The sequence below is a fragment of the Saccharothrix longispora genome (genome assembly GCF_030852425.1).
Lineage (GTDB): Bacteria > Actinomycetota > Actinomycetes > Mycobacteriales > Pseudonocardiaceae > Actinosynnema > Actinosynnema longispora.
On the sequence record NZ_NSDM01000007.1, the window covers coordinates 152,045 to 177,813 of the forward strand.

Annotated in this window: 26 protein-coding genes; 9 read left to right on the forward strand and 17 right to left on the reverse strand. The window is 72.4% G+C overall.

Annotated elements, in window-relative coordinates:
• Positions 1 to 5 precede the first annotated feature (5 nt).
• Genes CKY47_RS17820 through CKY47_RS17835 form a run of 4 tightly spaced genes read right to left on the reverse strand, consistent with a single transcriptional unit; the run spans position 6 to position 2,842 of the window.
• On the reverse strand, positions 6 to 1,199 hold the full coding sequence (locus tag CKY47_RS17820; RefSeq protein WP_306746970.1) for an ArsA family ATPase: 1,194 nt from the start codon (positions 1,197 to 1,199) through the stop codon (positions 6 to 8).
• The gene (locus CKY47_RS17825; protein WP_306746971.1) at positions 1,200 to 1,634 is read right to left on the reverse strand and encodes an SRPBCC family protein; all 435 of its coding nucleotides are present in this window, start codon (positions 1,632 to 1,634) and stop codon (positions 1,200 to 1,202) included.
• A gap of 27 nt (positions 1,635 to 1,661) precedes the next feature.
• The gene (locus tag CKY47_RS17830) at positions 1,662 to 2,450 is read right to left on the reverse strand and encodes a metallophosphoesterase family protein (RefSeq protein WP_306746972.1); all 789 of its coding nucleotides are present in this window, start codon (positions 2,448 to 2,450) and stop codon (positions 1,662 to 1,664) included.
• Positions 2,451 to 2,461: 11 nt separating this feature from the next.
• Positions 2,462 to 2,842: a polyketide cyclase / dehydrase and lipid transport gene (locus CKY47_RS17835; protein WP_371320690.1), complete on the reverse strand. Its 381-nt coding sequence runs from the start codon at positions 2,840 to 2,842 to the stop codon at positions 2,462 to 2,464.
• Between the two features lie 111 nt (positions 2,843 to 2,953).
• Here CKY47_RS17835 and CKY47_RS17840 point away from each other — a divergent pair, with 111 nt between their 5' ends.
• On the forward strand, positions 2,954 to 4,762 hold the full coding sequence (locus CKY47_RS17840; RefSeq protein ID WP_306746973.1) for an AMP-dependent synthetase/ligase: 1,809 nt from the start codon (positions 2,954 to 2,956) through the stop codon (positions 4,760 to 4,762).
• Positions 4,763 to 5,100: 338 nt separating this feature from the next.
• Here CKY47_RS17840 and CKY47_RS17845 read toward each other — a convergent pair whose 3' ends face one another.
• From CKY47_RS17845 to CKY47_RS17860, 4 genes are all read right to left on the reverse strand, one after another.
• Positions 5,101 to 6,231, reverse strand: coding sequence for a glycosyltransferase family 4 protein (locus CKY47_RS17845; RefSeq protein WP_306746974.1), 1,131 nt, complete (start codon positions 6,229 to 6,231; stop codon positions 5,101 to 5,103).
• 9 nt (positions 6,232 to 6,240) lie between these two features.
• On the reverse strand, positions 6,241 to 7,545 hold the full coding sequence (locus CKY47_RS17850; RefSeq protein WP_306746976.1) for a hypothetical protein: 1,305 nt from the start codon (positions 7,543 to 7,545) through the stop codon (positions 6,241 to 6,243).
• Between the two features lie 117 nt (positions 7,546 to 7,662).
• Positions 7,663 to 8,703, reverse strand: coding sequence for a C40 family peptidase (locus tag CKY47_RS17855; RefSeq protein ID WP_306746977.1), 1,041 nt, complete (start codon positions 8,701 to 8,703; stop codon positions 7,663 to 7,665).
• A 297-nt stretch (positions 8,704 to 9,000) separates the two neighbouring features.
• The gene (locus tag CKY47_RS17860) at positions 9,001 to 10,350 is read right to left on the reverse strand and encodes an NYN domain-containing protein (RefSeq protein ID WP_371320691.1); all 1,350 of its coding nucleotides are present in this window, start codon (positions 10,348 to 10,350) and stop codon (positions 9,001 to 9,003) included.
• 94 nt (positions 10,351 to 10,444) lie between these two features.
• Between CKY47_RS17860 and CKY47_RS17865 the strand changes: the two genes are divergently transcribed.
• Positions 10,445 to 12,145 carry a DEDD exonuclease domain-containing protein gene (locus CKY47_RS17865; RefSeq protein WP_306746978.1) on the forward strand — a complete coding sequence of 567 codons (1,701 nt, stop codon included), beginning with the start codon at positions 10,445 to 10,447 and terminating at the stop codon, positions 12,143 to 12,145.
• A gap of 87 nt (positions 12,146 to 12,232) precedes the next feature.
• Positions 12,233 to 12,517 (forward strand): Lrp/AsnC family transcriptional regulator, encoded by a 285-nt coding sequence (locus CKY47_RS17870; RefSeq protein ID WP_306746979.1) that lies wholly within the window; start codon positions 12,233 to 12,235, stop codon positions 12,515 to 12,517.
• A 72-nt stretch (positions 12,518 to 12,589) separates the two neighbouring features.
• Here CKY47_RS17870 and qcrB read toward each other — a convergent pair whose 3' ends face one another.
• The 4 genes from qcrB to ctaE are packed head-to-tail and all read right to left on the reverse strand — an operon-like array spanning position 12,590 to position 16,843.
• Positions 12,590 to 14,263, reverse strand: a complete 1,674-nt coding sequence (gene qcrB / locus CKY47_RS17875; protein WP_306746980.1) for a cytochrome bc1 complex cytochrome b subunit — start codon at positions 14,261 to 14,263, stop codon at positions 12,590 to 12,592.
• On the reverse strand, positions 14,260 to 15,384 hold the full coding sequence (gene qcrA, locus CKY47_RS17880) for a cytochrome bc1 complex Rieske iron-sulfur subunit (RefSeq protein ID WP_306746981.1): 1,125 nt from the start codon (positions 15,382 to 15,384) through the stop codon (positions 14,260 to 14,262). Before qcrA ends, qcrB begins: the two co-directional genes overlap by 4 nt.
• A complete protein-coding gene (gene qcrC / locus CKY47_RS17885; RefSeq protein ID WP_306746982.1) occupies positions 15,381 to 16,190 on the reverse strand; it encodes a cytochrome bc1 complex diheme cytochrome c subunit in 810 nt (269 codons plus the stop codon). The genes qcrA and qcrC overlap by 4 nt, the downstream gene beginning before the upstream one ends.
• Before the next feature lie 44 nt (positions 16,191 to 16,234).
• Positions 16,235 to 16,843 (reverse strand): aa3-type cytochrome oxidase subunit III, encoded by a 609-nt coding sequence (gene ctaE / locus CKY47_RS17890; protein ID WP_306746983.1) that lies wholly within the window; start codon positions 16,841 to 16,843, stop codon positions 16,235 to 16,237.
• Positions 16,844 to 16,927: 84 nt separating this feature from the next.
• On the opposite strand from ctaE, the gene CKY47_RS17895 reads away from it, so the two are divergent.
• The 4 genes from CKY47_RS17895 to CKY47_RS17910 all read left to right on the forward strand — a co-directional run bounded on the left by CKY47_RS17895 (position 16,928) and on the right by CKY47_RS17910 (position 19,761).
• Entirely contained in the window at positions 16,928 to 17,320 is a 393-nt protein-coding gene (locus CKY47_RS17895) for a hypothetical protein (protein WP_306746984.1), read from the forward strand.
• A gap of 52 nt (positions 17,321 to 17,372) precedes the next feature.
• On the forward strand, positions 17,373 to 17,783 hold the full coding sequence (locus CKY47_RS17900) for a hypothetical protein (protein ID WP_306746985.1): 411 nt from the start codon (positions 17,373 to 17,375) through the stop codon (positions 17,781 to 17,783).
• A gap of 5 nt (positions 17,784 to 17,788) precedes the next feature.
• Positions 17,789 to 18,844: an anthranilate phosphoribosyltransferase gene (gene trpD, locus CKY47_RS17905; RefSeq protein ID WP_306746986.1), complete on the forward strand. Its 1,056-nt coding sequence runs from the start codon at positions 17,789 to 17,791 to the stop codon at positions 18,842 to 18,844.
• Between the two features lie 233 nt (positions 18,845 to 19,077).
• Complete coding sequence (locus CKY47_RS17910) at positions 19,078 to 19,761, forward strand: lysophospholipid acyltransferase family protein (protein ID WP_306746987.1); 684 nt, start codon at positions 19,078 to 19,080, stop codon at positions 19,759 to 19,761.
• Between the two features lie 72 nt (positions 19,762 to 19,833).
• Here CKY47_RS17910 and CKY47_RS17915 read toward each other — a convergent pair whose 3' ends face one another.
• Both CKY47_RS17915 and ctaC read right to left on the reverse strand, forming a co-directional pair.
• Positions 19,834 to 20,250 (reverse strand): cytochrome c oxidase subunit 4, encoded by a 417-nt coding sequence (locus tag CKY47_RS17915; RefSeq protein ID WP_306746988.1) that lies wholly within the window; start codon positions 20,248 to 20,250, stop codon positions 19,834 to 19,836.
• Between the two features lie 12 nt (positions 20,251 to 20,262).
• Complete coding sequence (gene ctaC / locus CKY47_RS17920) at positions 20,263 to 21,198, reverse strand: aa3-type cytochrome oxidase subunit II (protein WP_306746989.1); 936 nt, start codon at positions 21,196 to 21,198, stop codon at positions 20,263 to 20,265.
• Between the two features lie 195 nt (positions 21,199 to 21,393).
• On the opposite strand from ctaC, the gene asnB reads away from it, so the two are divergent.
• Positions 21,394 to 23,322 carry an asparagine synthase (glutamine-hydrolyzing) gene (gene asnB, locus CKY47_RS17925; protein ID WP_306746990.1) on the forward strand — a complete coding sequence of 643 codons (1,929 nt, stop codon included), beginning with the start codon at positions 21,394 to 21,396 and terminating at the stop codon, positions 23,320 to 23,322.
• A gap of 100 nt (positions 23,323 to 23,422) precedes the next feature.
• Positions 23,423 to 23,590, forward strand: a complete 168-nt coding sequence (locus CKY47_RS17930) for a hypothetical protein (protein ID WP_306746991.1) — start codon at positions 23,423 to 23,425, stop codon at positions 23,588 to 23,590.
• 319 nt (positions 23,591 to 23,909) lie between these two features.
• On the opposite strand, the gene CKY47_RS17935 is transcribed toward CKY47_RS17930, so the two are convergent.
• From CKY47_RS17935 to CKY47_RS17945, 3 genes are all read right to left on the reverse strand, one after another.
• Positions 23,910 to 24,170: a hypothetical protein gene (locus CKY47_RS17935; RefSeq protein WP_306746992.1), complete on the reverse strand. Its 261-nt coding sequence runs from the start codon at positions 24,168 to 24,170 to the stop codon at positions 23,910 to 23,912.
• A 90-nt stretch (positions 24,171 to 24,260) separates the two neighbouring features.
• Positions 24,261 to 24,632: a HesB/IscA family protein gene (locus CKY47_RS17940; RefSeq protein WP_306746993.1), complete on the reverse strand. Its 372-nt coding sequence runs from the start codon at positions 24,630 to 24,632 to the stop codon at positions 24,261 to 24,263.
• Positions 24,633 to 24,719: 87 nt separating this feature from the next.
• Entirely contained in the window at positions 24,720 to 25,736 is a 1,017-nt protein-coding gene (locus CKY47_RS17945; RefSeq protein WP_306746994.1) for a glycerate kinase family protein, read from the reverse strand.
• Positions 25,737 to 25,769 lie beyond the last annotated feature (33 nt).

Here is a 25,769-nt window from a genome sequence, read left to right on the forward strand (position 1 = left end):
GTGCCTCACCGCATCCACAGGTCGGGGTCGGATTCGAACCGCACGGCCAACCCGGTGTCGTCCAGTTCCGCGCCGGTCACCAGGCAGCGCTTGAGCAGCGACGGCAGGGCGACGAGCCGGCGGCGGCCGTCCACGGTCACGGCCAGGTCGTCGCCGACCCGGGCCAGGTCCAGCTCGGAGTCGCCCACGGGCAGCGCGACGCGCAGCGTGTACTCCCGCTCACCGGTCCGCACGACCTCCAGCAGCGGGCCGTCGTCGGCCTCGCCCTCCAGCGGGTCGCGCCCCCGGTAGAGGCCTTCGGCGACGTCCAGCAGGGCGGCCGTGCCGACGGGTTCGGCGGCCCGGTGCCCGACCGTCCGCAGCGCGGCCAGGTCGGCGAGTTCGGCGAGCACGGCGTCCTGCTCGGCGCGGCGGGTGCGCAGCCAGTCGGCGGCCGGGCCGCGGTCGTCGCCGGGGTCCGGGACGACTCGGTTGGCGACGACGCCGTCCACCCGGATGCCCTGGAGGGCCAGCGCCGTCACGGTCCGCCTGGTCTCGGCGGCGACGACCCGTTCGGGGGTCAGCACGAGCCGGACGGCGGTCGTCGGCGAGGTCAGCAGGTCGCGCAGCTGCTCCAGCTCCTCGGCGAGCCGGCCGAGCGCGTCGGCGGTGGCGTCCCACCTCTCCACCGACGTGCTGCCCGCCACGCCGGCGAGCAGGCCGCGCACCACGCGGCGGTGGGTCGGGAACAGCCGCTCCAGGTAGGAGGCGAACGCCTCGGGCAGCGCGAGCAGGCGCAGCGTCTCGGCGGTCGGGCCGCAGTCGACGACCACCACGTCCCACGGGCCGCGCTCGGCCAGCCGCCGCACCTCCGACAGCGCCAGCAGCTCCTCGACGCCGGGCAGCACGGTCAGCTCCTCGGCGTCCAGCTCGTCCACGCCCGCGCCGGCGAGCACGGTCCGCAGGTGGCCGCGCAGGTCCCGCCACGCGTCGTCGACCAGCGCGCGGGGGTCGACCTGGGCGGCCCACAGGCCCGCGTCGACCTCGGCGACCCGCCCGGACAGCGGCACGTCGAGCGCGTCGCCCAGGGAGTGCGCCGGGTCGGTGGACACGACCAGCGCCTTGCGGCCACCGGCGGCGAGCGCGGTGGCGGTGGCGGCGGCCAGGGTGGTCTTGCCGACCCCGCCCTTGCCGGTGAACAGCAGCAGCCGGGCGGTCATCTACGCGTTTTCCACCCTGCGCTTGAGTTCCTTGAGCGCGGTGTCCATGATCATCTTCTCGGCCTTGCGGCGGAACAGGCCGATCATCGGCACCACCAGCTGCACCGACAGCGTGTAGACCACCTCGGTCGAGCCGCCCTTCGGGGTCAGCGCGTAGCTGCCCTCCTGCGACTTCTGCATCTGGCCCTTGACCAGGCGCCACGAGATGCGCTCCGGCGACCACTCGTCGTAGGCCAGCACGTACTCGTCCTTGATCGGACCCTGGTCGATGTTGAACTTCACCTGGGCCGCGCGGCCGTCCGCCCCGGTCTCCAGCACCTCGGCGCGCTTCACGCCGTTGGCCCACTCGGGGTACGCGTCGAAGTCGGCGATGACCGCCACGATCTCCTCGGGCGTCGCGTCGATGACGATGGACTGGGTGGACTCGTCGGCCATGCCGGGGAGGCTACCCGGTCGTCGGCCTCACCATCGCAGCACGTGGGGCGTGCCGGTGCGCTGGAAGTGGCCGACGTTGACGCATTCCGTCCACCCCACGCGCACGCGCCGCGCCAGCGGCTGGTGGACGTGCCCGAACACCGACCAGCGGGGTTGGTCGCGCTCGATGACCCCCAGCAGCGAGGGCGACCCCAGCTCGGGTCGGCGGGCCACCACGTCGTAGGTCAGCTCGGCCACCGCGGGCGGCACGTGCGTGCACAGCACGTCCACCTCGCCCAGGCCGGCCAGGGCCGCGCCGAAGTCCTCCTCGGTGCGCAGGTAGGGCCGCCACGGGCCGCGCCGGTTGGGCACGAAACCGGGGTGCAGCACCGCGCCGCCCGCGAAGCCGAACCGCAGCCCGCCGATCTCGGCGACCTCGCCGTCCAGCACGTGCACGCCGTCGCGGGCGAAGTCCGGCCACAGGTCGGGGTCGTCGACGTTGCCGGGGGTCGCGTAGGTCGGGGCGGTCATCGCGGAGAACAGCTCGGCGTACTGCTCCTGGACGGCCTCGCGGACCACCTCCGCGGCGTTGTCCAGGCCGGCCCACAACGACCGCATGTACCGCACGGTCTCCGCGCCCGCCCTGCCGCGCCGCAGCCGGGCGAACACCTCGACCTTCTCCGGGCCGAAGACCCTGCCGAGGATGCCCTTGCCGTGGTCGTAGTAGTCGACGAAGTCGACCAGGTCACCGAGCACCACCAGGGCGTCGGCGCCGTCCCCGGCCCGCGCGAGGGCCTCCGCGTTGCCGTGGACATCCGAGACGACGTGAACCCGCACGATGTCCGAATCTACGGCAGGGCCGGCGCGACCCCGGGCGGCCGACCGGCCTCCAGGGTCGCCTTGAGGCCGAGCGACACGCCCTTGGCGGCCAGTTGGCGGCGCCTGACCTCCTGCCTGACCCGCTTGGGCGACGGCTCGCCGGGCAGGTCGGCACGCAGGAAGTAGTGCAGCAGGGTCCCGTCGAGGACGGGTTCCAGCCACACCTCCATCGTTCCGACCAACGCGCCCGCGACCGTCCAGCGCAGCCCCTGGGTCCCCCGGTCGAGGTAGACCTCCAGGGTCAGGTCGGGCCACAGCTCGCGCCACGTCGAGGGCGGCGCGAAGGCGGCGGCGACGACGGCCGGGGGCACCGCGAGGAAGGTCTCGTCCACGACGTCAACGGTGGGCACGGGTGGCAAGAGTGCCACGACACGGTCACGGAACCACGCCCCGGCCTGGTGTATCGCCGGAATCACAGGCTAAGTTTCCCCACCGGTAACAAACAACGTCCGGAGGTCGACGTGCGCGAGTTCAGCGTTCCCGCCACCACCACTGTGGCCGCCGAGGAGAACCTCACCGACATGGTGTGGGCGAACGCGGAGCGCTTCGGCAACGCCGTCAGCTTCCGCCGCCGCGTGGACGGCACGTGGGTGGACGTCACCGCCCGCGACTTCGCCGCCCAGGTCCTCGCGGTCGCGAAGGGGCTGGTCGCGGCGGGGCTCCAGCCCGGTGACCGGGTGGGCCTGATGTCGAAGACCCGTTACGAGTGGACCCTGCTCGACTTCGCGATCTGGCACGCCGGTTGCGTCGTCGTGCCGATCTACGAGACGTCCTCCGCGGAGCAGGTGGAGTGGATCCTCTCGGACTCGGGCGCCAAGGCCGTGTTCGTGGAGACCGCCGTCCACCGCGCCTCGGTCGACTCGGTCGTGGCCGGCCTGCCCGAGGTGCGGCACGTCTGGCAGGTCGAGGGCCCGTCCGGCGACGCGGCGGGCGCGATCGACGAGCTGACCGCGCTCGGCGCCTCGGTGTCCGACGACGACGCCCGCGCCCGGCGCAAGGAGGTCGGCGCGGACGACACCGCGACCATCGTCTACACCTCCGGCACCACCGGCCGCCCCAAGGGCTGCGAGCTGACCCACCACAACCTGCTGTCCGAGATCCGGGCCGACATCAGCGCGTTCCCGCGGCTCATGCAGGCGGGCAACTCGCTGCTGCTGTTCCTGCCGCTCGCGCACATCCTGGCCCGCGCCATCGCGCTGTGCGGGGTCTACGCGCGGGTCACGCTCGGCCACACCGACGACATCAAGAAGCTCGTCGAGGACCTCCAGTCGTTCCGGCCGACGTTCGTGGTGGCCGTGCCGCGCGTGTTCGAGAAGGTCTACAACGGCGCGAAGCAGAAGGCGCACGCCGGCGGCAAGGGCAAGATCTTCGACGCCGCCGAGGAGACCGCGGTGGCGTACAGCGAGGCGATGGACACCGGCGGCATCCCCCTGGGTCTCAAGATCAAGCACGCGGTGTTCGGGAAGCTCGTCTACAGCAAGCTCCAGGCGGCGCTGGGCGGCCGGTGCATCGCGGCGGTGTCCGGCGGCGCCCCGCTGGGCGCGCGGCTGGCGCACTTCTTCCGCGGCGTGGGCGTGCCGGTGCTGGAGGGCTACGGCCTGACCGAGACCAGCGCGGCGGCGTGCGTGAACACCGAGACGGCGTTCCGCGTCGGCACGGTGGGCCGCCCGGTGGCCGGCACCTCGGTGCGCATCGCCGAGGACGGCGAGATCCTGATCAAGGGCGGCGTGGTGTTCCGCAGCTACTGGAACAACCCGACCGCCACGGCCGAGGCGCTGGAGGACGGCTGGTTCCACAGCGGCGACCTCGGCGAGCTCGACGCCGACGGCTTCGTCAGGATCACCGGCCGCAAGAAGGAGATCATCGTCACCGCGGGCGGCAAGAACGTCTCCCCCGCCGTGCTGGAGGACCGCCTGCGCGCCCACCCGCTGATCAGCCAGTGCATGGTGGTCGGCGACGCGCAGCCGTTCATCGGGGCGCTCATCACGATCGACCCGGAGTTCTTCCCCGCGTGGCGCGAGCAGAACGGCAAGCCGGCGGGGACCACCGTGGCGGACCTCGTGGACGACGAGGTGCTCCGCGCCGAGATCCAGGCGGCGGTGGACGAGGCCAACCAGGCGGTGTCCAAGGCCGAGGCGATCAAGAAGTTCCGCATCCTGCCGGTGGACTTCACCGAGGCGGGTGGCGAGATCACGCCGAGCCTCAAGCTGAAGCGCTCGGTCGTGGCGTCCACGTACAAGCAGGACATCGAAGCGATCTACGGCGTCTGACCGGCCAGGAGGTCTACACTTCGCCGAACCGGACAAAAAAGACGAGTGGCCCGCACCGTCGCGGTGCGGGCCACCCGACCCCCAGTGATCGCGTATCCGCTGACGCGGACCCGAGAAGTCCTGCACCCCGGTCCCCCGACCGGGATGGCCCAAGCCTGCCGCACAGCGCTGTCGTATCGCTGACGCGGCGACGACGCGTGCCGTCAGCGGCTGCCCGGTGCCGTGCCCGGACCGGCGGACCGGGGGTCGCGAGCGGGCGGGACAAGGGCCGTGATCCCGCCCCCGAAGCCTCCTGACGTGCGCGTACGGAGTCACCCGGTCCCCGGGCGCGGGCCCGCTCAGCCGTTGATCAACGCCGCCAGCCGGTCGGCCAGCGCGTCCCAGCGCCACTCCCGCGTCACCCACTCCCGACCGGCCGCGCCCATCTTCGCCGCCAGGCCGGGGTCGGCCAGCAGGCCCGCCACCGAGGACGCCACCTCCGCCACGTCCCGCCCGTCGACCACGCGCCCCGTCACGCCGTCGCGCACCGTCTCCGGCGCGCCGCCCGACCGGCCGGCCACCACGGGCAGCCCGGTCGCCGACGCCTCCAGGTACACGATCCCCAGGCCCTCGACGTCCAGCCCCCGCCCGCGGGTCCGGCACGGCATCGCGAACACGTCACCGGCGTTGTAGTGCGCCGCCAGCTCCTCCCACGGCACCGACCCGGTCAGCACCACGTGCTCGGCGACGCCGACGTCCGACGCCAGCCGCTCCAGGGTCTTCCGGTAGGGCCCGCCGCCCACGACGAGCAGCACCGCGCCCGGCACCTGCCGCAGGATCTCCGGCATCGCCCGCACCAGCACGTCCTGGCCCTTGCGCGGCACCAGGCGGGACACGCACACGACCACCGGCCGGTCACCGAGGCCGTAGCGGGTGCGCAACGCCTCGCGCGCGCCGGCGTCCGGTTTGAAGACCGACGTGTCCACCCCGGACGGCAGGTGCTCCAGCGCCGCCATCGGCCCGAACGCCGCCGCGAACCGCGACCGGGTGTACCGGCTCACGTACGTCACCACGTCCACGCCGGCCCCGATCCGCCGCAGCGCCTGCCGCGCGCCCGGCAGCATGGACCAGCCCACCTCGTGCCCGTGCGTCGACGCCACGACCCGCTCCGCGCCGGCCGCCCGCAGCGCCGGCGCCATCAGCGCCAGCGGGGCCGCCGCGCCGAACCAGGCGGCGTCGCAGCGCTTGCCGCGCAGGATGTCCGACGCGCGGCGCAGCACGTCCGGCGTCGGCAGCATCAGCGTGCCGGGGTGTCGGACCACCTCGAACGGCTGCACCTCGTCGAACTCGGGGTGCGAGCCGGCGGGCGAGGTCCACGACGGGGCGTACACGACGAGCTCGGGCAGCCGCACGGCCAACGCGTGCAGGTAGGCCTGGATGCCCCCGGGCCGGGGCGGGAAGTCATTGGTCACCAGCAGGGTCCGACGCACGCGCCCACGTTACGGGAACGTCGCCCGCAGGAATCCGCGCCAGCCGGATACGAGGGCGGCGGTGTCCAGGCCGGTCTCGGCGCGCAGCACGTCGTCCACCCGGGACGCGGGCGCCCGCGCCAGCCGCCTGTAGAGCGCCACCAGCCCCGGCTCGCCCAGCGAGGACGCCAGGTACAGGTTCAGCGACCACGCCTGCTGGTAGGCCAGCTCCATCCCGGCGCCACGGAAGTCCTCGTCCGGGGGCAGCGCCTCCGGCGGCGACTCGCGCACCTGCGCGGCCAGCAGCGGGGCGGCCTTGCGCGGCGGCACGTCGCTGCGCCGGTAGCCCACGTAGTCGGCGAACCCCTCCAGCAGCCACATCGGCGCGCCGTCCACGGTCTCGCCGCGCGTCGCGACGTGCGTGATCTCGTGCCGCAGCAGCACGCGCAGCGCCAGCGGCGACAGCACGCCCGCGCTGTCGGGGTTGAGCACGACCCGCTGACCGCGCGCGGTGCGCGTGTCGGGGTCCACCCGGTCGGCGACGGCGACACCCGCGATGCTCCCGGTGGCGAACCCCGGTCCGACCAGGGCGCGCATCTCCTCCACGCTCGCCGGCACGAACACCGCGACCTGCCGCGACCACGCGTCCCCCCACACCTCGGAGACCGCGCGCACGGCGCCGTCCAGCTCGGCGAGCACCCGCGCGGCCAACGCCTCGCCGCCGGGGTGGCTGAGCACGAACCCGCCGGTCCCGGTGATCACGTGGCACGGCCCGAAGTCCCACGGCCCGCGCCACGTGCGCCTGCCGAGGGGTTCCAGCGCGGTGTCGGAGTTGAGGTACCAGCGGTCGCCGCGCCGGGTGAACAGGTAGGCCATGCCCCGGGTGCTCGGCGCCACGTCGACACCCCGCAGCCGGTAGGACAACCGCACGCCGGGCGCCCACGACTCGTCGGCGGCGGGCGGGGTCGGGGTCGCCTCGTCGGAGGTGGCCTCGTCCGGGGTCGCCTCGTCCGGGGTGGCCTCGTCCGGGTCGCCGAGCAGGTAGTCCCACTCGGCCAGCGGCACGGCGGCGAGGTTGCGGAACAGGTCGCGCTGCCGCTGCCGGAACGCCGGGTCCGCGTCCGGGTCGAGGTCGGCGGTGAACGCGGTCTCGTCGCGCTCCCGCAGGGCCTCGGCCCGCCGGTCGAGCAGCGACCGGACCGCCTCCTCGCGCGCCGACGGCACCGCGGCAGAGGCCGACGGCGCGGGCGTGCCCGGCGGCACGACGGCCACCGCGACCCCGGACAGGAACGTCACGGCGACCAGCACGGCCAGCAGGACCCGGTAGCGGCTCACGAACCTCCAGTCGACGTGCCCGGCGGGCGGTGCGGCCGGACCCGGGGACGGGACAGGGCCACCCCGTTGCCAGGATGGCCCTGTCCCGCGTCCGGCGCCGGCCCCGACCGGTGGTGCTCAGCCCGCGATGCGCCGCATCGCGTAGATGGAGCCGGGCTCGTTGAGGCCGACGACCTTGACCGGGACGCCGTCGGTGGAGGCGTGCACGACGCGGCCGTTGTCGACCGCCATGCCGACGTGCATGCCGCCGTTGTAGATGATCAGGTCGCCCGCGGTGACCTCGCCGCGGCTGACCGCGCGGCCCGCGCCTGCCTGGCCCTGGCTGGTGCGCGGGATGCTGATGCCCGCCGCCGCGTAGGACTTCATGGTCAGGCCCGAGCAGTCGTACACGTTCGGGCCGGTGGCGCCGTACGAGTACATCTTGCCGATCTGGGCGAGCGCGAAGTTCAGCGCCTCGCCGGCCTTGCCGGCCGGGACGGCCACGTTGGGGCGGTCGCCCGGGTCGGCGAGGGTGGTGCGCTCGGCCGTGGTGAGGCGGTTGAGCTGGGTCTTGACCTCGTCGATCTGGCCCTGGAGCTCGCTCTGGCGCTTCTTGATGTCCTCGGCGATCTTGTTCGCCTCGTCGGTCGCGGTCTGCGCGCGGCCCTGGGCGTCGGCGGCCTTGGAGCGGGCGTCCTCGGCGGCGTCGACCGCCCCGGAGAGCCGTTCGAGGGCCTCGTCGTTGTCCGAGGCGAGCACGCCCAGCGCGGACATGCGGTTGAGGAAGTCCTGCTGGGAGTCCGACACCAGCAGCGCCGACAGCTGGTTGAACCGCGCGCCCTCGAACGACGCCTCGGTCAGCTTGTCGACCTGGACGCGGAAGTTCTCCTCGTCGGCCTTCGCCTGGTCGCCCGCCTGGGTCGCCTGGGCGAGGTCGGCGTTCGCCTGGTCCAGCAGGGTCTGGTTGGCGTTGCGCTGCTCCTCGGCGCGCAACAGCTCCTCGTTGAGCTTGGTGGCCTGCTCGGCCAGCTCGTTGTACTTCTTCAGCGCCTCGGAGGCGTTCGCGGGCGTGTTGGGCTGGGCCCCGGCGGGTACGGGCAGCACGCCCACCGCGGCAGCGGCCACCGCCGTGGCCGCCATCGCCCCGCGCAGGCCGCGCTTGAGTCGTTGCGACGCCACAGTCGCGCGTGTCTCCTTCAGTGTGGACCGCCTACCGGTGCGGGCGCGTGACGCGACCCGACAGCTCGAATCCGCATGTCCGGCTCGGCTCCCCGACAGGCCGATTCGGCGGTGAACCCGTGTCGCCGGCCAGGATGACCGACATGCTCGCCACGAGATCTCGGCTAGGTTACGAAAGACAGGTGTCTGCGTCCACCACCGGGGTCCCCTAAACACGCAAAGTTCACATCCGAGCCTGGGCGACGCGTCCGTGACCTTGTCGTGTGACACCCAGTGGTGTGAAAAATACGGTGGGTTTCACACCCGGCCAAGTCGTGCCAGGAGCACCGCCGAGGGCACCGGGTGCGCGCCCCGCCGTCTGACGGAGTCCGCGACCGCCCGATCGGACGTCACCACGACGACCGGACGGCCCTCGGGCTCGGCCGTCACCAGGGCCCGGATCACGTCGTCCGCGAGCACGCCGGGATCGCTGAACAGCACGCGCACCCCGCGCGGAGCGGACGTCGGCACGGCCACCACGCCGGCGCCGTCGAACACCAGCGTCACCTCCGCGCCGGTGCGGGCCGCCAGCACGGCCAGCTGGTGCACGAGCCGGTCCCGCTGGTCGGACAGCGACAGCTCCGGGTAGCCGGTCTTGGTGACGTTGTAGCCGTCCACGATCAGGTGGACCGCGGGCAGCGCCAGCAGCCGGTCCAGGGCCGCCGGGTCCTCCACCCGCCCGACCGCGCCCTGCCCCGCGCTGGCACCCCGGACGAGGTCGGCGGGGCGCGGTCCGGCGCCGCCCAGCGCCAGCTCGCGCCGCAGGCCGTTCACCGCGCCGTCGAGCGTGTCCACGAGCAGCGCCAGCCGCACCTCGTCGGCCTGGCGCGCCTCCTTGGCCGACTGCCGCGCCACCTCGGCGTCGGCGATCGCCCGCTGCGCCTTGGCGCGCTCGTTCTCGGCGCGCTCCCGCTCGCGGTCCCGCTCGGCGGCCAGCCGCCGCACCTCGGCCGCCGCCTCCGCGCGCACCCGCTCGACCTCGGTCGCCGCCGCCTCGGCGCGGTCCTTGGCCTCCTTGAGCCGCACGCCCTGCTCGCGGTGCCTCTTGCGCAGCCGGTCCAGCTCGACCTCGACCTCCTCGCGCACCTTCTCCGCCGCACCGCCCGCCGCGACCCGCTCCGCCCGGAGCCGCTCCAGCTCCGCCTCCAGGCGTTCGAGCCGCTGCACGGCACCGTCCCGCTCGGTGCGCAGCGCCGCGTCCGCGCAGCGCCGGGCCACCAGCTCGACGAAGTGCGCCGCGACCTCCTCCCCCCGGAGGATCGCCGCGGCACCGGCCGCGACCGGGTCCGGCGAGGTGGTCTCCAGCGCGGCCGGCCGGTTGCGCTCCAGCCACTCGACGACCGCCGCGCGGAAGTTCGACGACGACCGGAGGCCGTTGACGAGCGGACCGGCGCCGAGCCTGGCACGCTTGGTGGGGGCGAACCGCGCCACCGCGCGCAGCGACTGCGGCACGTCGACCTTGGCCAGGTCGCCCAACGCGTCCGCGCTCAGCTCCGCGAGCCGCGCGCGCAGCGGCTCGGGCAGCGAGGACCAGTCCACAGTGGACTCGACGGCCTGCTCCGGCTCCAGGTCGTCGTCCTCGTCGAGGGGCGCTGTCGGGTCTTGCACCCGTACAGGCTACGGCCCGCACCCCCCATCCACCGACCCGGTAACACGAGGTCGTCCCGGGAGTGTCGGACCGCCCGACTACCGTGCTCGGCTGATGACTACTCAGCTCACGTTCGACGAACTGGGCACCCCGCTGCGCGATACCACGTTCGTGGTGTTCGACCTGGAGACGACGGGGGGCCGGCCGGACGAGGACGCGATCACCGAGATCGGCGCGGTCAAGGTCCGCGGCGGCCGGGTGATCGGCGAGTTCGGCACCCTCGTCGACCCCGAGCGCGGCATCCCGCCGCAGGTCGTCGCCCTGACGGGGATCACGCAGGTGATGGTGACGGGCGCGCCGCCGATGCGCACCGTGCTGCCCGCGTTCCTGGAGTTCGCCGCGGGCGCGGTGCTGGTCGCCCACAACTCGGGCTTCGACGTCGGCTTCATGAAGGCCGCCTGCGCCCGCCTCGGCTACGCCTGGCCGAAGCCCACGGTCGTCTGCACGGTCCGCCTGGCCCGCCGCGTGCTGACCCGCGACGAGGCGCCCAGCGTCCGCCTGTCCGCGCTCGCCGAGCTGTTCCACGTGCCGGTCGCGCCCAACCACCGGGCCCTGGTCGACGCCCAGGCCACCGTCGAGGTGCTGCACCGGCTCCTCGAACGCGTCGGCAACCTCGGCGTGCACTCGCTGGAGGAGCTGCTCGCCTACCTGCCCGAGGTCACCCCGGAGCAGCGCCGCAAGCGCACCCTGGCCGCCGACCTGCCGTCCACGCCGGGCGTCTACCTGTTCCGCGGCCCGTCCGAGGAGGTCCTGTACGTCGGCACCGCCTCCGACCTGCGTCGCCGGGTCCGCCAGTACTTCACCGCGAGCGAGGGTCGCAAGCGCTTGCGCGAGATGGTCGCGCTGGCCACCAGGGTGGACGTCGTCGAGTGCTCGCACCCGCTGGAGGCGCAGGTCCGCGAGCTGCGCCTGATCACCGCGCACAAGCCGGCCTACAACCGCCGCTCGAAGAACCAGGCCGGCGCGTGGTGGCTCGTGCTCACCGACGAGCTGTTCCCGCGCCTGTCCGTGGTCCGCACGCCGCGCGACGGCGCCCTGGGCCCCTTCCGGACGCGCCGGGTCGCCGAGGCGGCCCAGGAGACCCTCCAGGACGCCGTGCCGCTGCGCGCGTGCTCCCAGCGCATCCCGCGCAAGGCCACCGCCTCCCCGTGCGCCCTGTACGAGCTGGGCCGCTGCAAGGCGCCGTGCGCGGGCAGGCAGTCGCCGGACGACTACGCCCCCGCCGCCGCGGCGTTCCGGGCCCTGGTGGCGGGCGAGGACACCACGTCGCTGACCACCCTGGCCGCCCACCTGGACGACCTGTCCGCCGCGCACCGCTTCGAGGACGCCGCCACCCACCGCGACCGGGTGTCGTCACTGGTCCGGGCCCTGGACCGGGCACAGCGCCTGGCGGGCCTGGCCGCCCTGCCCGAACTGGTGGCCGCCCGCCCCGACGGCACCGGCGGCTGGCACTTCGCCGTGGTCCGGCACGGCCGCCTGGCCTCGGCCGGCACCGCGCCCCGGGGCGTCCGCCCCATGCCCGTGGTGGACGCCCTGGTGGCCGCGGCGGAGACGGTCGTGCCGGGTCCGGGGCCGTTGCGGGGGGCGCCACCGGAGGAGACCGGGGTCGTCCTGCGCTGGCTCGACCAGCCGGGCACCCGGCTCGTGCGCTGCGACACCCCGTGGACCTCGCCGGCCGGCGCGGCGGGCGCCTGGCGGCACTGGGTGGCCCGGGCCGAGGCGGGCCGCGACCAGTACCGCCCGGCGGGGCACTGACCGGACGGCCTCCCGCACCGGGCCGCGGGCGCGGCGGGCCACTAGCATGTGGCCGTCGACACCCCGACTCCCCCCAGGAGGACCCCCGTGATCACCGCGATCGTGCTGATCCAGGCCGCCGCCGACACCATCCCGGACGCGGCGCAGGCGATCGCCGACATCGAGGGCGTCACCGAGGTCTACTCGTGCGCGGGGGACGTCGACCTCATCGCCCTGGTCAAGGTGGCCCGTCACGAGGACCTGGCCGACCTGGTCCCCGGCCACATCTCCAAGGTCCCCGGCGTGCTCGACACCGACACCCACATCTCGTTCCGCTCCTACGCCAAGCGTGACACGGAGGCGGCGTTCGCGATCGGCCTCGACGACGCCTGACCAGGACGGACCCCACTGCGACGAGAGCCCCGCACCGGATCGGCGCGGGGCTCTCGTCGCAGTGGGGGCGGATCAGCCCTCGGGCTGGGACGGCTTGCCCGCCAGCTCGCCGGCGGACGCGTTCTCGCCGCTCAGCGCGTCGTTCCCGGACACGCCGCGCGCCGCGCGGGCACGGGTCAGCGCCGCGGTCTCCTCCGGCGCGTCCGGTGTCAGGAAACTGCCCGGCACCGGGTGCCCGGCCGAACCGAACTTGTTCATCTTCTTCGGCACCGACGCGCCCTGGTAGGCCAGCGGCAGCGGGTGGCCGTGGTCGTCCACCGGGCCCAGCGGCTGGTGGACCTCGATGAACTCGCCGTGCGGCAGGCGCTTGATGATGCCCGTCTCCACGCCGTGCTCCAGCACCTCGCGGTCGGCCCGCTGGAGGCCGATGCAGATCCGGTAGGTGATGAAGTAGGTGATCGGCGGGATGAGCAGCATGCCGACGCGCCCGATCCACGTCATCGCGTTCAGCGAGATGTCGAACTTGAAGGCGATGATGTCGTTGCCGCCCGAGATCAGCAGCACCATGAAGTACGCGATGGCCATCGCGCCGAGCGACGTCCGGACCGGCACGTCGCGGGGCCGCTGGAGCAGGTTGTGGTGCGCGTAGTCCTTGGTGAGCTTCCGCTCGATCCACGGGTACACGGCCGCGAGGCCGGTCAGCAGCGGCAGGCCCAGCATGAACGGCAGGAACGGCTCGGGCACCGTGTAGTCGCCCAGGTACAGCTCCCACGCGGGCCACAGGCGGATCAGGCCGTCCGTCCAGCCCATGTACCAGTCGGGCTGCACGCCGGCGGACACCTGACCCGCGTTGTACGGACCGAGGTTCCAGATCGGGTTGATCTGGAAGACGCCGCCCATGATGGCCGTGACCGCCACGACGACGGCGAAGAAGCCACCGCCCTTGGCCGCGAACACCGGCATGATGCGCACGCCGACGACGTTCGTCTCCTTGCGCCCGACGCCCGGGAACTGGGTGTGCTTCTGGTACCAGACCAGGCCCAGGTGGACCGCGATGAGCGCCAGCAGGATCGCCGGGATGACCAGGATGTGCAGCGTGTAGAGCCGCGGGATGATCTCCGTGCCGGGGAACTCGCCGCCGAACGCCAGCCAGTTGATCCACGTGCCGACCACCGGGATCGACAGCATCAGCGCCGCCATCACGCGGAGGCCGGTGCCGGAGAGCAGGTCGTCGGGCAGCGAGTAGCCGAGGAAGCCCTCGATCGCGCCCAGCAGGAACAGCAGGATGCCGATGACCCAGTTGATCTCGCGCGGGCGGCGGAACGCGCCCGTGAAGAAGATCCGGAACATGTGGACGACGATCGCGCCCATGAACAGCAGCGCCGCCCAGTGGTGCACCTGGCGCACGAACAGGCCGCCGCGCACGTCGAACGAGATCTCCAGCGTCGACTCGTACGCCCGGGACATCGGGATGCCCTGGAGGTTCGTGAACGTGCCGTCGTAGATGATCTCTTCCATCGACGGGTCGAAGAAGAGGGCGAGGTAGGTGCCGGACAGCAGCAGGATGATGAAGCTGTACAGCGCGACTTCGCCGAGCAGGAACGACCAGTGGGTCGGGAAGACCTTGTTGAGCTGCTTCCGCATGCCACCGGCCATGTGGAACCGGTCGTCAGCCCACTTCGCGGCACCGCCGGCCAGGCGGCCGCCGGCTCCCTGCCGCTTGGTCGGCGTGGTGATGCCGCTCATGACTTACGCTCCCAGAACGCCGGACCCACAGCCTCGATGAAGTCGCTGCGGGCAATCAAGTATCCGTCCTCGTCCACCGTGATCGGAAGCTGCGGGAGCGCCCGGGTGGCCGGACCGAACCGCGGCTTGCCGTAGTGGAAGACGTCGAACTGCGACTGGTGGCAGGGGCACAGCAGCAGACCGGTCTGCTGCTCGTACAGCGAGGCCGGGCACCCGAGGTGGGTGCAGATCTTCGAGTACGCGTACAGGTCACCGTAGTTGAAGTCCTCCTGGCCCGCCCGCTTGACGATCGGCTGGTTCGGGCGGAACTTGATCAACAGCACCGGGTTGTCGACCCGCTTGGTGGCCATGATGAGCTCGTGCTCGTCGTCGCGCTCCGACTCCCGGAACGGGAACACGGTCAGGTAACCGCCCGCGTCCAGGTCCTCGGGCCGCACCAGGACGACCTCGTGCGGGTCGCCGGTGTAGTTGCGCAGGTAGACCTTCTCGCCGTTCTCGGCCTTCCAGCCGGTGTGCCACAGCGAGTCCTTGGAGTCGCTGTCGGCCCACGGGTCGCGGATCAGGCCGCCCAGCGGCACGGCCAGGACGCCCAGGCCGAACACGCCGGCGCCGAGGCCCGCGGTGCGCTTGATGAGCGACCGGCGGCCGAGGGTGGAGCGCTCGCCCGCGTCGGCCAGCTCGGCCAGGACGGTGGCCTTGTCGACCTCGGAGGACCCGCCGTCGTGGCGCTGCTGGACGGCCAGCTCCTCCGGGATGAACTTCTTCGTGTAGAGCAGCGCGCCGATGCCCAGGCCCAGGATCGAGATGCCCAGGGTCAGACCGATGACCGGCGTGTACAGGCTGTACAGGAAGTGGTGCTCGGTGTTCGGGGCCTCGTACTTCCACGGCCACCAGATGAAGGCGACCAGGAACGCGATGCCGCCGAGCGCGGCGATGAGGAACCACAGGGCCACGGTGCGCTCGGCGCGCTTCTCGGCGCGCGTGCCCTTGACCGGCCAGCGCTCCTCGTAGTGGACCAGCTCCACGCCGTCCAGGTTCGTGCCGAGCTTGACCAGCTCGTCCCTGCTCATGCCGGCGAGTTCGGCCTCACCGGGCACGTTGGTCGGCTTCTCGCCGCTCATGCCTTGGCTCCGATCCAGAGGGTCACGCCGATCAGGGCGGCGATACCCACGATGAACGCGATCAGTCCCTCCGGAACCGGCCCGAAGCCGCCGAGGGAGGCGCCGCCGGGGTTGTTGTTCCCGTCGGTCACCGACTTGATGTACGCGATGATGTCTTCCTTCTCCTCCGGCGTGAGCTGCCGGTCGGAGAACTTCGGCATGTTCTGCGGGCCCGAGAGCATCGCGGTGTAGATCTGCTCCTCGGTCACGCCGTCGAGCTCGGGCGCGAACTTGCCGGACGACAGCGCCCCGCCGCGGCCGGTGAAGTTGTGGCACGCCGCGCAGTTCAGCCGGAACAGCTCGCCACCGCGGGCCGGGTCCTCGCCGCGCAGCGCCTCGCCGCGCTCCTCGGGGGTCGTCGGACCGCCGCCGCGGGTCTGGATGAACGCGCCGAGCGCGTCGACCTCCTCCGCGGTGAACTTGGCGGGCTTCCGCTGGGCCTGCGCCTCCTGGCGGGCCAGGGGCATGCGGCCGGAGGAGACCTGGAAGTAGACGGACGCCTCGCCCACGCCGATGAGGCTGGGGCCGCGGTCCTCCACGCCGTCCAGGTTCTTCCCGTGGCAGGAGATGCAGGTGTTGTTGTAGAGCTGCTCGCCCAGTCGCACCTGCGCCGGGTCGTCCTGCGCCTGCGCGGTCTGCGGCTGCGGCGCCAGGGCGCTGAACAGGAAGCCCGCGGTCAGCAGCGCGAAGCCCAGCGCGAGCAGGCCCGAGATCCGCCGGCGCAGCTTGGTGCCGCGCTTCCGGGCCCGTGTGGTGTTGGTGGTCATGTGTGCGGCAACCCTTGCTGGTGTGAGTTCGGGGTTCGAGCTGGTCAGGGCACGATGTAGATGACGGCGAACAGGCCGATCCAGACCACGTCGACGAAGTGCCAGTAGTACGACACGACGATGGCGGAGGTCGCCTGGGCCGGCGTGAACTTGCTCAGCTTCGTGCGGACCAGCAGGTAGCCGAACGCGATCAGACCACCGATCACGTGCAGGCCGTGGAAGCCGGTCGTCAGGAAGAACACGGTTCCGTACGCCGAGCCCGGGATGGTCGTGCCGTTCTCGACCAGCTCGATGTACTCGTACGCCTGGCCGCAGACGAAGATGGCGCCCATGATCAGCGTGACGAGGTACCAGCGGCGCAGCCCGAAGACGTCACCGCGCTCAGCCGCGAAGACACCCCACTGGCAGGTGAACGAGGACGCCACCAGGATGGTCGTGAAGACCAGGGCGTAGGGCACGTTCAGGTGCGTGGGCGCTGGGGGCCACGGTCCTTCGTTCTGGGCCTTCACCGTGAAGAACATGGCGAAGAGCCCCGCGAAGAACATGAGCTCACTGGACAGCCAGACGATCGTGCCGACGCTGACCATGTTCGGGCGGTTCAGCGAGTGCACGCGCTGGCCGATTGAGGGCGCTGCCGTTGTCACACGACGCATTATTGCTTGCAGGTTTTCGCCCCGCCCATCGGGTCCGGGGCGGTGCCGCAGGTCATCTGGGTCACACACGTGGTGGGGAGCGGCATGGGACTGCTGGAGCGGTTGCGCGATCGCCTGTTCGGGCGCGGCGAACCCGCACTGCGGATCGATTCACCCGGACTGGTGGTGGTCGTGGAGGCGTTCGACCTCGTGGAGGCGGACTCGGCGGTGCTGGCGCGGTCGCCGGAGTGGCGGTCCGGCGAGCCCGCGGTGCTGCGGCACCACCTCGTGCTGCCGCCTGACCAGGTGGAACGCGCGCGCGAGCTGCTCGCGCCGGACGGCTGGGAGCTGGTCGTGGGCGAGCGCGTGCACGCCCTGCGGGTGCAGGAGCTCGACGCGCTGCACTGCGCGCAGGAGCGCGCCAGGATGGCCGGCCTCGCCCAGCGGCTGGGTGGCGACTGGATCGGGTGGGATGCGCTTCAGGTCACACACCGTTAGCCGGATAACATCTGCGTCACCTGGCACCCGACCCGGCCGGAGGATCGCGCACATGAGCACGCAGACGACCAAGATCCTGGTGTTCAGCCACCGCCCCGAGGTGCGTGAGACGATCATCACTGCGGTGGGTCGCCGTCCCGCGCCGGACCTGGGCCGCGTGGAGTACGTCGAGGTGGGCGGCATCGCCGACGTCCTGTACGAGATGGACAACGGCGGCGTCGACCTCGCCATCCTCGACGGCGAGGCCCAGCCCACCGGCGGCATGGGGCTGTGCCGCCAGCTGAAGGACGAGATCACCGACTGCCCCCCGATCGTGGTGGCCGTGCGGCGCAAGGACGACCGGTGGCTGGCCACCTGGTCGCAGGCGGACGCGGTGCTCGTGCACCCGCTCGACCCGCTGGCCGCCGCCGAGACCGTGGCCGAGGTGCTGCGCTCGACGGCACTGCCCGTCGTCCGGGGCTGATCGCCGTGGCCGACCGCACCTGGCCGTTACTGCTCAACCAGCTGATCGACCGGGTCGACCTGGGCGAGGCCGACACGGCCTGGGCCATGGACCAGGTCATGACCGGCGCGGCGACCCCGGCGCAGATCTCCGGGTTCCTGGTGGCGCTGCGGGCGAAGGGCGAGACGTCCGAGGAGGTCGACGGCCTGGCGCGGTCGATGCTCCAGCACGCCCGGCGGTTCACCGTGGAGGGGCGCGTCGCCGACATCGTCGGCACGGGCGGCGACAACTCGGGTTCGGTCAACATCTCGACGATGGCGACGCTGGTCGCGGCGGCGGCGGGCGTGCCGGTGGTGAAGCACGGCAACCGCGCGGCGTCGTCGAAGTGCGGCACGGCGGACGTGCTGGAGGCGCTCGGCGTGGCCATCGACCTGCCGCCGCTGGGCGTGCAGGAGACGGTGGCCGAGCTGGGCATCGGGTTCTGCTTCGCGCCGGTGTTCCACCCGGGCTTCCGGCACGCCGGCGTGCCGCGGCGGGAGATCGGCATCCCCACGTCGTTCAACCTGCTCGGGCCGCTGACGAACCCGGCGCAGCCGACCGTCGGCCTGATCGGGTGCGCGCGGGCGGCGGCGGCGCCGCTGATCGCGGGCGTGTTCGCGCGGCGCGGCAGCACGGCGCTGGTCGTGCGCGGCGACGACGGGCTGGACGAGATCACCACGACCACCACCACGACCGTGTGGGTGGTCGACGGCGGCGAGGTGCGCGAGGACCGGGTCGACCCGTCGGCGCTGGGCATCGCGCCCGCGCTGCCGGAGGACCTGCGCGGCGGTGACGCGACGCTGAACGCCGAGGTCGTGCGCGACCTGGTGGGCGGCAAGCCGGGGCCCGTGCGCGAGGCCGTGCTGCTGAACGCGGCGGGCGCCGTCGCGGCCCACGCGGGCCTCTCCGGGGACCTGCACGCGGACCTGGCGGCCGGCCTGACCAAGGCGGCCGGGTCGGTCGACTCGGGCGCGGCGGCCGACCTCCTCCGCCGCTGGGCGGCCCGCTCCACCGAGCTGAAGCGCACCCTGTCCGACTCCTGACCCCGAACGCAGGACTCAAGCCCCCCGGACGCAGGACTCTCGCGACCCGGACTTGCGACTCGCGGGTCCCGGACTTGCGACTCTCGCGTGTCGTAAGTTCGCGGCCCGCGTGTCGTGCGTTCAGGTCGCGAGAGTCGTGCGTTCGGGAGGCTTGAGTTCTACGCTCGGGGGGATCGCGAGACTCCGGCCACCTTTTTCACCGCCGGGTAACAGGGGACGGTCATGCTGTGGGCATGCTCTACACGGTGATGAAGCGGGTGGTGGCGCCCACCGCGCGGATGGTCTACCGGCCGCGGGTCGAAGGACTGGGGAACGTGCCCGCCGAGGGGCCGGTCATCCTCGCCCCGAACCACCTCTCGTTCATCGACAGCATCGTCATCCCGATGGTGGTGCCGCGGCGGGTGTCGTTCCTCGCCAAGGCGGAGTACTTCGAGGGCTCCGGCCTCAAGGGCACCCTTTCCCGGTACTTCTTCGGCTCGCTGGGCCACGTTCCCGTGCGCCGGGGTATCGGGAGGGCGGCACGGGCCTCGCTGGACACCGCGAAGGAGATCCTGGACGGCGGTGGCGCGTTCGCCATCTACCCGGAGGGCACGCGGTCCCTGGACGGCCGCCTGCACCGCGGCCGCACGGGTGTGGCGCGGATGGCGCTGGAGTCCGGCGCGCCCGTGGTGCCGGTCGGCATCATCGGCACCGACCAGGTGCAGCCGGTGGACGCGAAACTGCCTCGCATCAGGCCCGTGACCATCCGGTTCGGCCGGCCCCTGAACTTCGACCGGTACGCCGGCATGCACGAGTCGCTGCCGGTGCTGCGGTCGGTCACCGACGAGATCGTCTACCGGATCCTGGAACTGTCCGGGCAGGAGTACGTCGACAGCTACCAGAGCAGTGGCGGCGGGAGCGGGCAGCAGGCCGCCTGAGGGCGGCAGAGGGTGGAGGACGACGAAGGCCACCACCCCCCGGAGGAGTGGTGGCCTTCGCTCACGAGCAGGTCACTCGTGGTTCGGGCCCGTGTGGTACTCGAACACCAGGCCGCCGATGGCGATGAGCAGCAGCACGACCGCGATCACCAGCAGCCACACGTGCCAGAACGCCAGCGCCACGCCCGCGACCGCCGCGGCGGCGGCCAGGCCGATCGGCCAGTAGCTGCCCGGGCTGAAGAAGCCCAGCTCACCGGCACCGTCGCTGATCTCGGCGTCCGCGTTGTCCTCGGGCCGCACCTCGATGCGCCGGGCGACGAAGCGGAAGTAGGTGCCCACGATCAGGGCCAGGCCACCGGTGAGGGCCAGCGCCACCGTGCCGATGGGCTCGACGGCGTCCGTGTCCGCCCACGTCCAGTAACCGTAGACGACGGCGATCAGGAACGAGAACGCCATCACCAAGTCGAAAATGCGGGCTTCGACCTTCATCGCGGCCTCCTCCTACTTACCCGCGCCGGACGACGCCTCGCGGACGGTCCGGTCGGTCTCGAAGGGCGTGGTGGTCACCGCGTACGGCGTGCACAGCTCGCCGCAGTCCATCTCGGTCAGCGCCTCGGCCGCGGTGTAGGGCGTGCCGGTCTTCTCGTTGGTCTGCTGACGCAGTTCCATGTACCGGTCGAAGTCGGCCGACTCCAGCGCCCTGACCTCGAAGTTCATCACCGCGTGGTAGGTGCCGCACAGCTCGGCGCACCGACCGACGAAGGACCCCGTCCGGTCGATCCGGTCGATCTGGAACTCGTTGTCCTGGTTGTTCTTCTTCGGCTGCGGGAAGACGTCCCGCTTGAAGTGGAACTCCGGCACGAAGAACGAGTGGATGACGTCGGTCGACTCCAGCCGGAAGCGGATCGACTGGCCCTGCGGCACGACCAGCAGCGGGATCTCGCCGGACGAGCCGACCGTGCTCACCGGCAGGTCGGACGTCTCGGTCTTGTAGTCCGGGTAGCGGAACTCCCAGTTCCACTGGAACGCGACCACGTCGACCGTGACGTCCGGGTCCTCGCTCTGGTCGTTGACGTAGTTCTGCGTCACCGCGGTGAAGTAGAACAACACCGCCACGATGACCGTCGGGACGACGAGCAGGACCAGCTCCAGCGGCAGGTTGTAGGCGACCTGGCGGGGCAGTTCCTCGCTCTTCTTGCGGTGGAACGCGACCGACCAGAGGATCAGGCCCCACACGATCACGCCGACGGCGAGAGCCGCGACGACCGACCAGGTCCACAGCTCGCGCATCGCCTCGGCCTGGGGCGTCACAGCCACCGGCCAGCCGAAGCGCAGCACCTCTTCCGTGGAGCAACCCGTGGCCCCGACGCCGACCAGGCCGACCAGCCCGGTGACCTTCGCCAGCCGCGCTGCCCTGGTGCCCTCCTTCAGGCCCACTGCTCGCCGCCTCCTCGCTTAAAGCTTTGCGGGCAGGGATGTTGGTTGCACCCCATGCCGGATCATGCGGGAGCGTAGCCCAGGACACGGCAGGTCACCCGCCGGGGGCCGCCCCCGTGCGGTGCAGTTTCGGTCACACGGAGGGGTCCCGGCATACTGGGGGCTTAACCACACGACTCGAAAGGTGTCTACCGCGTGTGTGGCCTGGTAGGACTGGTTTGCCCTAGTGAGCACGAGGCCGAGCGGGCGCGTTCGGCGGTGGCGGGCGCCCTGCGCTGCATGCGGCACCGCGGCCCGGACGAGAGCGGCACCTGGCAGGGCGGTGAGGTCGTCTTCGGCTTCAACCGGCTGTCGATCATCGACATCGAGCACTCGCACCAGCCGCTGCACTGGGGTCCGCCCGAGGCGCAGGGCCGCTACGCGATCCTGTTCAACGGCGAGATCTACAACTACGTCGAACTGCGCGCGGAGCTGACCAAGCAGTTCGGCGCGGTGTTCGCCACCGACGGCGACACCGAGACGATCGTGGCGGCCTACCACTACTGGGGCCCGACCGCGGTGGCCCGGCTGCGCGGCATGTTCTCGTTCCTGATCTGGGACAAGGCGCGGCGCGTGGTGTTCGGCGCGCGCGACCCGTTCGGTATCAAGCCGCTGTACTACGCGGCCGGCCCGGGCGGCGTGGCGTTCTCCAGCGAGAAGAAGTCCGTGCTGGAGCTGGCCCCGGCCATCGGCATCCAGCCGGAGGTGGACGAGAAGGCCCTCCAGCACTACTTCATCCTCCAGTACGTGCCGGAGCCGGAGTCGCTCCAGACGCACGTCCACCGCATCGAGTCCGGCACCTCGTTCACCCTCACGCCGGGTGGCCGACCGGTCGTGGAGCGGTACTTCCCGGCGACGTTCCGGCCGCGCGCGGTGCGCGGGCAGGCCGACGAGGACCGCCTGTACGACGAGATCACCGAGGCGCTGCGCGACTCCGTCGCCAAGCACATGCGCGCGGACGTGACGGTCGGCTCGTTCCTGTCCGGCGGCATCGACTCGACGGTCGTCGCGGCGCTGGCCAAGGAGCACAACCCGGACCTGATCACGTTCACCACCGGGTTCCACCGCCAGGGCTACTCGGAGATCGACGTGGCCGCCGAGTCGGCCGCGGCGATCGGGGTGAAGCACGTGGTCAGGGCGGTGACGGCGCAGGAGATGATGGACGCGCTGCCGCTGATCACCTGGTACCTGGACGACCCGGTGGCCGACCCGGCGCTGGTGCCGCTGTGGTTCATCGCCCGCGAGGCGCGCGAGCACGTGAAGGTCGTGCTGTCGGGCGAGGGCGCGGACGAGCTGTTCGGCGGCTACACGATCTACCGCGAGCCGCTGTCGCTGGCCCCGTTCGAGAAGGTGCCGGGCGCGCTGCGCAAGGCCATGGGCCGGGTGTCGACGAAGATCCCGCAGGGCGTGCGCGGCAAGGACCTGCTGCGGCGGGGCGCGCTCACCCTGGAGGAGCGCTACTACGGCAACGCCCGGATCTTCATGGACGACCAGCTGCGGCAGGTGCTGCGCACCTACGACCCGCGGGTGTCGCACCAGGACGTGACGGCGCAGCCGTACCGCGAGTCGGCGAGCTGGGACCCGGTCACCCGCATGCAGCACGTGGACCTGTTCACGTGGCTGCGCGGCGACATCCTGGTCAAGGCCGACAAGATGACGATGGCGAACTCGCTGGAGCTGCGGGTGCCGTTCCTGGACCCCGAGGTCTTCAAGATCGCCTCGCAGGTGCCGTCGGAGCTGAAGCTGACCCGGGAGACGACGAAGCACGCGCTGCGCCGGGCGATCCGCGACATCGTGCCCGCGCACGTGCTCAACCGGCGCAAGCTGGGCTTCCCGGTGCCGATCCGGCACTGGCTGAAGGACGAGATGCACGACTGGGCCGTGGACCACGTGCGCCAGTCGCAGACGGACCGCTACATCGACAAGGGCGCGGTGCTGCGGGTCATCGAGGAGCACCGGTCGGGCGTGGCGGACAACAGCCGCCGCATCTGGGCCCTGCTGGTGTTCATGATCTGGCACGGCATCTTCGTGGAGGGGCGCATCCGGCCGGTCGTGCCGGAGCCGCACTACCCCGTCAAGCTCTGACGTCCTCCGCGGACCGGCTCACGAAGACGAGGCCCTACCGGGCGGTACTACCACCCGGTAGGGCTTTCGTCAAGCAGTTCACGCGCATACGGTCGTCAGCGTGAGGAACACCGAGGAACACACGCTGGCCGAGCTGATCGAGGACTGCACCGCGCTGCCCGAGGAGCTGATGGGGCGACCCGCCGAGGTCCGGGAGTCCCGGGCGGCGACGTGGGAGGTCGACGACGCCCACTACGCGCAGGTCGCGGAGCTGGAGGCCTACGTCTGAGCGGCGGGTTCCCGCCCCGGTGACCGGGGTGGGGACCTCCGGGCCGCCCCGCTCACCCCTTGAGGGTCGTGGCCCACTCGGCCGGCCGGCGCCAGTCCTCGGACCCATCGGCGGGGAAGGTCCAGCGGTGGGTCCACCAGATCGGGAAGGGCCCGGTGGGGACTCGCCCTCCGGGTACTCGTCCTCCGGGTCCTCAGGGGGCACCCGCTCGGAGGTCACCGCGTCCACCGGGACGCGCACCACCCGGCCTTGCCGCTCCGGCGGCGTGCAGGATCGGCAGTAGCAGTCCTCCTCGTGGTTCGTCCCGGAGAAGAGCAGGTCACCGTCCGCCGGGAGGGAAGTCCGGCAGGTCGCGCGGCAGGGTGGCGCAGTCGATCGACACCACGAGGTCGAGGCCCCGTCCCACTCGACGTCGGCGGGGAGGCGGGTACCCGCCGCAGGTCCCGGCGACCGGCACGCCCGCCGCGCGGTGCGAGTCCTGGTACCGGTGGCACAGCAGCCGGGGACGGGCCCAGTCGACGACCGGCTCGGGGGTACCGCGTTCCAGCGCGGCCCGTCGGAAGACCTGAAGATCATTCATGGCGCGCGTGGTGCCGGCGAGCACCGACGGCCACCGGAACGCGAAAGGCCCCCGCCGGGGCGGGGGCCTTTCGCGTGGAGCAGCGGTCGATCAGTGGAACGAGTCGCCGCAGGCACAGGAACCGCCCGCGTTCGGGTTGTCGATCGTGAAGCCCTGCTTCTCGATCGTGTCCACGAAGTCGATCACGGCGCCCTCGACGTACGGGGCGCTCATGCGGTCGACGGCCACCTTGAGGCCGCCGAAGTCGCGCAGGGCGTCGCCGTCCAGCGTGCGCTCGTCGAAGAACAGCTGGTAGCGCAGGCCCGCACAGCCGCCGGGCTGTACGGCGATGCGCAGGTGCATGTCGTCGCGGCCCTCCTGGTCGAGCAGCGCCTTGGCCTTCACGGCCGCCGCGTCGGTGAGCGTCACGCCGTGGGTCGGCGGGGCGTCAACAGGAGTGGTGGCTGCGTCAGCGGTCGTCATGGCTCTCCCTCAGAGGTCCTTTGCGGGCGTCTATTCCCTGGCAACACGGGCAGTACCCGCTTTGTTCCTCCCCCCATGCTCCCACAGCTACCGGGAGCGGAGGTGTGACCACTGCCTCGCCACGTGTCCGGCCAGGTCGGCGAGGGTGCCGGCCGGGTCCGCCAGGCTCGCCTCGACCGACCCGGCGTGGTCGGCCACGGCGTAGCTCTCGGCCACGCCGGCGGCCGAGGCCTCGCGCCGACCCACCGAGACCTGGCCGGCGAGCACCACGCACGGCACGCCCCGGTCCGCCGCGCCGCGCGCCACGGCCGTCACCAGCTTGCCGCGCAGCGACTGCCAGTCGAAGCTGCCCTCGCCGGTGACCACCAGGTCGGCCCGGTCCAGCGCGGCGTCGAGGCCGGTGAGGTTCCGGACCAGGCCGGCACCCGACTCCACGGTCGCACCGAGGGCCATCAGGGCGGCGCCGAGGCCACCGGCCGCGCCCGCGCCGGGCAGGTCGCGGACGGCGGCCAGCTCGTCCATGCCGGCCAGCCTCGCCTCCAGCCGTTCCACCGCCTCCGGGGACGCGCCCTTCTGCGGGCCGAACGTGCGCGCGGCGCCGTGCGGGCCGAGGAGGGGGTTCTCCACGTCGGCCGCAGCGACCAGGCGGGCGGTGACCGGCAGCACCGCCTCGCGCAGGCCCGCGCCGCCGTCCGTGGTGCCCGAGCCGCCGAGGCCGACGACGATCACGCGCGCGTCGCGGGCCGCGTTCAGGAGTTCGCCGACGCCCCTGGTGGTGGCCGTCTCGGCGGAGTGCGCCCGCCGGTCGGCCGGGACGAGGTGCAGGCCGCACGCCTGCGCGGACTCGACGTACGCGGTGCCGTCGTGCTCCAGCCAGGTCGCCTCGACGGGGGTGCCGAGCGGGCCGGTGACGGTCGTCACGCGCAGGTCACCGCCGAGGGCGGCGTGCAGGACGTCCACGAACCCCGGTCCGCCGTCGGCGAGCGGGCGTCGGTCCAGGTGGTCGCCGGGCGCGGCGCGCAGCCAGCCGTCGGCCACCGCGCGGGCGACCTCGCGGGCGGTCAGGGTGCCGCCGAAGCAGTCGGGGGCGATAACAACTCGCACCTCGCGAACAGTACTTATCGGGGCATCTCCTAC

Coding starts and splice junctions, on each gene's coding strand:
- CKY47_RS17910 (WP_306746987.1), top strand. CDS start 19,078: ATGCTCTACACGGTGATGAAGCGGGTGGTGGCGCCCACCGCGCGGATG.
- qcrC (WP_306746982.1), bottom strand. CDS start 16,190: ATGACCACCAACACCACACGGGCCCGGAAGCGCGGCACCAAGCTGCGC.
- CKY47_RS17820 (WP_306746970.1), bottom strand. CDS start 1,199: ATGACCGCCCGGCTGCTGCTGTTCACCGGCAAGGGCGGGGTCGGCAAG.
- CKY47_RS17915 (WP_306746988.1), bottom strand. CDS start 20,250: ATGAAGGTCGAAGCCCGCATTTTCGACTTGGTGATGGCGTTCTCGTTC.
- CKY47_RS17935 (WP_306746992.1), bottom strand. CDS start 24,170: ATGAATGATCTTCAGGTCTTCCGACGGGCCGCGCTGGAACGCGGTACC.
- CKY47_RS17865 (WP_306746978.1), top strand. CDS start 10,445: ATGACTACTCAGCTCACGTTCGACGAACTGGGCACCCCGCTGCGCGAT.
- CKY47_RS17940 (WP_306746993.1), bottom strand. CDS start 24,632: ATGACGACCGCTGACGCAGCCACCACTCCTGTTGACGCCCCGCCGACC.
- CKY47_RS17895 (WP_306746984.1), top strand. CDS start 16,928: ATGGGACTGCTGGAGCGGTTGCGCGATCGCCTGTTCGGGCGCGGCGAA.
- qcrB (WP_306746980.1), bottom strand. CDS start 14,263: ATGAGCGGCATCACCACGCCGACCAAGCGGCAGGGAGCCGGCGGCCGC.
- ctaE (WP_306746983.1), bottom strand. CDS start 16,843: ATGCGTCGTGTGACAACGGCAGCGCCCTCAATCGGCCAGCGCGTGCAC.
- CKY47_RS17900 (WP_306746985.1), top strand. CDS start 17,373: ATGAGCACGCAGACGACCAAGATCCTGGTGTTCAGCCACCGCCCCGAG.
- qcrA (WP_306746981.1), bottom strand. CDS start 15,384: ATGAGCGGCGAGAAGCCGACCAACGTGCCCGGTGAGGCCGAACTCGCC.
- CKY47_RS17825 (WP_306746971.1), bottom strand. CDS start 1,634: ATGGCCGACGAGTCCACCCAGTCCATCGTCATCGACGCGACGCCCGAG.